6 protein-coding genes and 1 pseudogene are annotated in these 6,046 nt (G+C 29.5%); all 7 read right to left on the bottom strand.

Going from position 1 to position 6,046, the window contains the following annotated elements:
• Positions 1–126 precede the first annotated feature (126 nt).
• Positions 127–903, bottom strand: coding sequence for an HAD-IIA family hydrolase (locus L988_RS00285; protein ID WP_047380400.1), 777 nt, complete (start codon positions 901–903; stop codon positions 127–129).
• Positions 903–1,667, bottom strand: a complete 765-nt coding sequence (locus tag L988_RS00280; protein WP_047380398.1) for a TIM barrel protein — start codon at positions 1,665–1,667, stop codon at positions 903–905. The genes L988_RS00285 and L988_RS00280 overlap by 1 nt, the downstream gene beginning before the upstream one ends.
• Before the next feature lie 9 nt (positions 1,668–1,676).
• Entirely contained in the window at positions 1,677–2,963 is a 1,287-nt protein-coding gene (locus L988_RS00275) for an ABC transporter substrate-binding protein (RefSeq protein WP_047380397.1), read from the bottom strand.
• Positions 2,963–4,045 carry an ABC transporter ATP-binding protein gene (locus L988_RS00270; RefSeq protein WP_047380395.1) on the bottom strand — a complete coding sequence of 361 codons (1,083 nt, stop codon included), beginning with the start codon at positions 4,043–4,045 and terminating at the stop codon, positions 2,963–2,965. Before L988_RS00270 ends, L988_RS00275 begins: the two co-directional genes overlap by 1 nt.
• A gap of 6 nt (positions 4,046–4,051) precedes the next feature.
• Positions 4,052–4,870: a carbohydrate ABC transporter permease gene (locus L988_RS00265; protein WP_047380393.1), complete on the bottom strand. Its 819-nt coding sequence runs from the start codon at positions 4,868–4,870 to the stop codon at positions 4,052–4,054.
• On the bottom strand, positions 4,860–5,741 hold the full coding sequence (locus L988_RS00260) for a carbohydrate ABC transporter permease (protein ID WP_047380392.1): 882 nt from the start codon (positions 5,739–5,741) through the stop codon (positions 4,860–4,862). The genes L988_RS00265 and L988_RS00260 overlap by 11 nt, the downstream gene beginning before the upstream one ends.
• Before the next feature lie 182 nt (positions 5,742–5,923).
• Positions 5,924–6,046: pseudogene (locus tag L988_RS13530) on the bottom strand (transketolase family protein); the annotation flags it as partial.

Below are 6,046 nucleotides of genomic sequence, written 5' to 3'. Positions count from 1 at the left end.
AAAAAATATAAAATATTACTCTTAATTTTTAGAGTTTACACAAAATTTGAAGAAGACTCTATTTGATTAATTTTTATGGCGAATATATAAATGGCGTGGAAGTTTTTATTCCACGCCATTTTTGATTTATATATCTTTTATGCTCTCTAATATATAGGTTGGTTTAAAATCGGTTTTTTCCTGCCCTGTTGCCTCTCCTGTTAATACAAGAATCGTATCGCAACCATTTAAAGTTCCACAAGCTATATCTGTATAAAGTCTATCTCCAACTATAGCAATCTCCTCTTTATCTAAATCAATTCTTTCAAGAGCATAACTCAACATAATTGAATTTGGCTTTCCAAAATAAATCGGTGTTTTGCCCGTACAAAGCTCTAACATATCACAAATAGCTTTACAATCAGGTAGATATACTTTATCCTCTACAGGATATACTAAATCTTCGTTTGCTGCAAAATATTTCACATCATTTTTTAATAATCTACACGCTATTTCTAACTTCTCAAAATTTAACTCTGGATCTAAAGCAACAATAACTATATCTACATTTGGATTTTTAAAGTCAGAAATTTTTTCTACAACTTCAATTCCGATTTCACGATATAAATCTTTATACTCCTCAGTTCCTATTATAAAAATTTTTTTATCTATATAATTTTTCTTTATATGATTTAAAAGAACTCCGCCAGCAGTAATAACATCCTCTAAAACAACATCCATCCCTACTGATCTGAATTTCTCTACATATCTCTCTGGATTCTTAGACGAATTATTTGTAAAAAATGCCACTTTTTTTCCAGCTGTTTTTAGTTCATCTATTTTTTCTTTAGCTCCTGGAATAAGTGTATTTCCAAGTAATATTGTTCCATCTATATCAAAAAGATATCCTTTATACTGTTTCATTAAGCTATAATCTCCTCTATTCTCTTTAAATCTTCTAATAATATATTTTTATCTGTAATTGGTGAATACTCTAAAACTAATTTTGCATCCGGTGTTTCAGATTTTATAATTTTTAAAATCTTCTCTCCGTCAAACTTTGAATTAAATATCGATTCATGTAGATCTTTTTCTCCATCATTACTATGAATGTGATAAGCAACTACATTCTCTTTTATTCCTTTCAATAGATCTTCTAAACTCCATTTATTTGCTAATAGATGTCCAATATCTATCAAAACTTTCAGCTGCTTTTCTTTAACTAATTTTTCAAAATCTTTTTGTGAATAAATCATATTCTTATCCACTCCAACATTTTCAACTAAAATTTGAACTCCAATCTCTTTTGATAGTAGAAGTAATTCATCTAATTTTCTCTCTATATCTTTTTTAGAGCTCTCTTTTCTTTTAGCTTCATTTGTATGAAGAACAATAAATTCACCATTATTTTTCTTACAACATATTAAAGCTTCTACAAAATTTAGCTTTAACTCTTCCCATAAAATATCACTACAATCTATATTAAAATATCTATATGGTCCATGAAAAGATAAAGCGTTAAATTTAGCGTTCTTTAAAATAAAATTTAACTTCTCTGTATGATTAAAATCTCTTGGCTCTAAAAAAAACTCCATATTTAGCAATCTATTTCTCTCTATAAAATCTAATGTTTCCTCTTTTGTATCGTTATAAAATATAAGATCACTTACAAATATATTTTCTTTCATTCTGCTCTCCTACTTTACTAAATTCATTATTTTTTCTTGAGTTTCTTTTAAAGCTTCTTCAGCTTTTTTCTGTCCACTTAAAATTACATCTCTTACATCTATCAATAACTGCTCAGCTTGAAGAGCATTTGCTCCAGAGAAACTTGCCCATTTCCCCATATCTTTTAACTGTTCACTTGCAACTTTCATAAGCTGATTCTCATTTAAAAACTTTGCGATTTCACTATTCTCATCTTGAATTGCAGATGGTAAATACCCAGTTCCCTTAGTCCACTTTTCTGAAGCTTCTTCACTTAATAAGTACTTCATAAATTTCCAAGATGCTTTTTGCTCATCTGAATTTTCAGTCATTATCATTAACATATTTCCACCAGCTGGTAATTTTCTAGCGTTTCCTTCAAACAGTGGGAATTTCTCTCCAACTATTTTAAAGTTTGCACTTGATTCGAAGTTATCTCTTTTTCCAATCGTTGTGATAACCATTCCTAACTTTCCATTTAAAAATGTTTGGAATCCTTCATCATTTGTTGCATGTAAAGCTATATCATCTTTTACCATATCTGCTAAGTATTGATATGCTGCTGCCGATTCTTTTGAAGCAAATGTTGGAATTGTCTTTCCATCTCTCTCCTCTAAAATCTGTCCTCCATTTCCTTCCATTAAAGCCTGTTGTGCCCAGTTATCTGCAAACTCTTGAACGAATAATCCCATATTTCCTGTTTTTTCTTTTATTGTCTCTGAATATTTTCTAACTGTTTCCCAATCTTTTGGAGTATTGTTCATATCAATTCCTGCAGCTGTCATCAAATCAGAGTTGATATACATAATCGGATTACTTATTGAGTAAGGAATCCCTACTTGCTTCCCATTTACTTGCCCTAATTCTAAAATATTTGGTAAAAACTCTGTATTGAAGTAATCTTTATCTTCTGGGAAATACTTATCTACAACCTCTTGTGCTGTTACAAAGTCAAAATTATCATGAGCATAATTTAAGTACGAGTATCCCATCTGAACTATTGCTGGCTTTCTCTTCGCAGCTACGGCTACTTGTAAATTTTGTGTTAAACCTTTATACATATCTGGATTAAATTTTTCAATAACTTTTATATCTGGATTCTGCTCATTGAAGTTTTTAACTAACTCCTTTATTGTTCCTCCACCAAAACTTTCTGAAGCTACGTGCCAATACTCTATCTCTAACGGCTTATTTGCAGTCGTAACCTTCTCCTCTTTCCCACATCCTACTAGCAATAAACTTCCTAGTATAGCACCTTTCAAAATATTATTTTTCATTACTTTCCCTCCAAAATTAGATTTTTTTCTGTTTTTACATCAAAATAACTACATTTTTTAACATCTATTTCTAAGTAAACTTTTTCGTGCTTTTTTATATCTTGTTCATTTTTTATAGATGCTTTGATATTTTCATTTCCTATTTTTACCGAAACACATTTCTGATTCCCATAATTCTCTATTCTAATGACTTCTCCCTGTACTCTTCCTAATCCATCCTCTTTATGAACAATCATATGCTCTGGTCTTATTCCTAAATAAACTAAATTTCTATTATTTAAATTTGGGATATTTTCTATATCTGCACTAACAAAACTGTCCTCAATATAGATTTGCCCATCAGCAACTTTACTTGTCAATATATTCATTGGAGGCGTTCCTATAAATTTAGCTACAAATATATTGGCAGGGTTTTTATAAACCTCTTCTGGAGTATCTATCTGCTGTAAATCCCCCTTATTTAATATTGCTATTCTATGTCCTATTGTCATAGCTTCAATCTGATCATGTGTTACATATATAAATGTTGGTCTATTTATCTCGTGTAACTTTACTAACTCCTCTCTTGAAGTATTTCTCAATTGAACATCTAGATTTGATAGAGGTTCATCAAGTAAAAAGAAATCTGAGTTTTTTACTGCTGCTCTTCCTAATGCTACCCTTTGTCTTTGCCCACCCGATAACTCTTTTGGATATCTTTTTTCCAATCCTTGAAGATTTAATATTTTTACAACCTCTGTTGTTCTTTTCTCTATCTCTTTTTTATCAACACCATTCATTCTTAATCCAAATGTTATATTATCCCAAACCGTTAGATGAGGATACAGTGCGTAGTTTTGGAAAACCATAGCTATCCCTCTATCTCCAGCTTCAACATCATTTATTCTTTCATCACCAAAATACATATCTCCAGACGTTATCTCTTCTAATCCTGCAATCATTCTCAGAGTTGTACTTTTTCCACATCCTGATGGTCCTAATAAAACTAATCTCTCACCTGCATTTATTGTTAAATCTAAACTATTTACAATTTTTGTATCTCCATAACTCTTCGATATATTTTTAAATCTTATCTCTTTCATAATTACCTATCCTTTTACTCCTGATTTTACAAAGCTTGTCATTATTTTTTTCTGGAAGAACGCATACATTATTATTGGGAACACAATTGTTAATCCCGCTATAGCCATTGTAACTCCCCAATCATTTCCACCCTCTGAACTTATAAACATTTGAAGTGCTAACGAAAGTGTATAGTTTTTCTTATCACTTAATATTAATAGCGGCCAGAAATACTCATTCCATGAGTTTATAAAAAACAGTATTCCCATAGATATTATTGAGTTCTTTATCATCGGTAGAATTATATAATATAAAACCTTTGTCTCTTTTATCTTATCTAATTTTGTTACCTCTAAAATTGATTTTGGAATCCCTTTCATATTTTGAATAATCATAAATATTCCCATTCCATCAGCTAATTGTGGCAAAATAACTCCAAAACTACTATTTAAAAGTCCTAACTCTGATATCATAAGGTAGTTTGGTATCATTGTTACTGTGAACGGTACAAATAAAGTTCCTAATATTAAAAATATCAATGCTTTTTTTCCTCTAAACTCTTTGAATGCCAAAACATATCCTGCTAGCACACTCGTTACTATTTTCCCTAAAGTTATCAAAAATGATATGAAAAATGTATTCCAAATATATCTAAAAATAGTCACATTCTCAAAGATATATTTATAGTTTCTAAATGTAATAACTTTTGGAATTATACTTAATGGATCTGAAAATATTTGATCCATACTTTTAAATGATATTGATAACATATATATCAACGGGAAAATCTGTATCCCTATTATTAATAGAAATAAAATATGCCATTTACTCTCTTTAATTTTCATAATAAACTCCTTTTTCTAAAACTTTGATCTTTATTGAAATTAATATAAAGAAACAAAGCATTGTAATAACCGATAAAGCTGAAGCTCTTCCCGTTTGGAAAAATGTAAATGCATATTGATATATACTATATACTAAGTTTGTACTTCCATTGTTCGGTCCACCTTGAGTTAAAACATTTATAGGTACAAATACCTGCTGAAGACCATACACTACAGTCATAACCATCACATACAAAGCTGTTGATGATGTCATCGGGATAACTATGTATAAGAAAATCTTCCAATTTGAAACTTTATCTAGTTTAGCACTCTCTATCAACTCTGTTGGAACCTCTAATATCCCAGCTAAAAGTAGAATCAAGTTGTAACCAAATATTTTCCAAGCTGTTATAAGTGTTATTAATACCATTACCAAACCGTTTGTTTTTAGCCAAAATTGTGGTTTTAAATTAAATAGTTGGTATATCTTAGATATAGGTCCAATCATGGGATTAAATACCCATACAAATACTAACGAAGCTACAACTAACGAGATTATACTCGGAAAAAATAGCATTGTTCTGTAGAAGCTTTTCATTCTGTTTACTAAAAATGCTAATATGTAAGCTATAACATATGGTAATATAAAGTTAAAAACTATTAGTAATCCTATATAAATAAATGTATTTATCAAAGATTTATGGACGCTCTCCTCTTTTAAAATATCAAGATAGTTAGCCATCCCTATAAATTTCTTATTCTTACTTATCATGTTCCATTGGAAAAAACTTAAATAGAAAGTTTTACAGATAGGATAAAATATAAAAATTGTAAAAATTGTTAATGCTGGCATTAAAAATAGTGTTGCCAAGAGTGTTTCTTTTTTTTTCATCACTTCTCCTTAAATTATTTTTTTCTCAAACTTCAAAAGTATAATACCAGATGAATGTTAATCTAAAATTAATTTAAGGTTAAAAATTATTTGAATTTGTAAAAGATTAGTAAATTTCTATTTTTATTTAGAATCAAAAAAAGCCCGCAGGATTAAAAAAATCTTGTGGGCTTTTTTATTATTTACAAGTTTTCTTTTACTACTGATACTAACTTGTCTGCTGTTAACTCATACTTTTCTAATAGCTCTTCAGCTTTTCCACTTTGACCAAACTTGTCATAGATTCCAACTTTTTTAACTAACGT

Origin of the sequence: Cetobacterium sp. ZWU0022, from assembly GCF_000800875.1 — a bacterium.
GTDB lineage: Bacteria > Fusobacteriota > Fusobacteriia > Fusobacteriales > Fusobacteriaceae > Cetobacterium_A.
The sequence above is the reverse complement of the archived record's forward strand: the minus strand, read 5'-3'. Positions and strand labels throughout refer to the sequence as shown.